The following is a 1,088-nucleotide window of genomic DNA, read 5'->3' on the forward strand; positions in this document are numbered from 1 at the left end:
GGGGGTGCGGTGGCGTCGGTCAGCCGACGCGGATGAAGATCGGGTTGGAGATGTAGATCGGGGACTCGTACAGCGGGGTGCCCGGGCTGCGGGCGGCGATGTGCTGGCCGTTGCCGGTGTAGATGCCCACGTGGCCCGGGCCCCAGACCAGGTCGCCGGGGCGGGCCTCGGCGGCGGAGACCTGGGTGCCGGCGTAGCGCTGCTCGCCGGAGGTGCGCGGCAGGGAGATGCCGACCTTGGCGTAGACGTACTGGGTGAACCCGGAGCAGTCGAACCCGGCCGGGCTGGCCCCGCCGGAGACGTAGGGCACGCCGATGTACTGCCGGGCGATGCTCACGACCGCCGAGGCGGACGCGGACGCCGCCGGGGCCGGGGCCGCCTGGGGGGCCGGGGCGGACTGCGCGGCCGGGGCCGCCGCGGCCGCGGGCGCGGCCTCGGTCAGGGGGGCGCGGGCGGTGTCGCGCGAGGTCGCCGACTCCCGCTGGACCACCGGGGCCGGCTCGGGCTCGGGCTCGGGCGCCGGGGTGGCCTTTGCGGCGACGGCCTCGACGGACCAGGACACATCCGCCGGGACGCTGACCGAGGGGGTGGTCACCATCGCGGTCAGCGCCTCGGAGGTCAGCGAGGTCACGTCCACCTGGGGCAGGGCCTGGGTGGTGGAGGACTGCGGGGCCGCGGCCGCGGTGGTCGCGGCCATGGTCAGCGCCAGCCCCGAGGACGCCACGGTCAGCAGCGACCGGCGGGCCCCCGGGCCCGAGACCAGGGACGTGAGCGGGGTGGACGGGCGACGGGCCGCGCGGTGGCGCGCGCCGGGCACGGTGGCGGTGCTGGTCAAAGTCTGGGCCTCTCCTGGCTGCCTACGAGGTGAGCTGTCGGGTTCGGGCGGGAGAACGCCCGGCACGCCCCGGCACCAGGCCGGACCGCACTTCACCCCAAGACCCGACCGTCAGGCCGGGCCACGAACACTTGGGTCCCCCGTCCCTGCCGCGGGATCTCGCTCCGACCCCGGACGGCGGCAGGGTTCGGCATCCCGCCCGGAGACTCCACGAGGAGGGCTCGCGAAGCGGTCCAGACGCTAGCGCGAACCC

1 protein-coding gene and 1 riboswitch are annotated in these 1,088 nt (G+C 76.6%); the gene reads right to left on the reverse strand.

Going from position 1 to position 1,088, the window contains the following annotated elements; genetic code table 11:
* Positions 1-19: 19 nt before the first annotated feature.
* A complete protein-coding gene (locus tag KZX45_RS19765) occupies positions 20-835 on the reverse strand; it encodes a C40 family peptidase (RefSeq protein WP_248259471.1) in 816 nt (271 codons plus the stop codon).
* Between the two features lie 4 nt (positions 836-839).
* A riboswitch (cyclic di-AMP (ydaO/yuaA leader) is annotated at positions 840-1,029 on the reverse strand.
* Between the last annotated feature and the right edge of the window lie 59 nt (positions 1,030-1,088).

This window comes from Georgenia sp. EYE_87, assembly GCF_023148685.1.
GTDB lineage: Bacteria > Actinomycetota > Actinomycetes > Actinomycetales > Actinomycetaceae > Georgenia.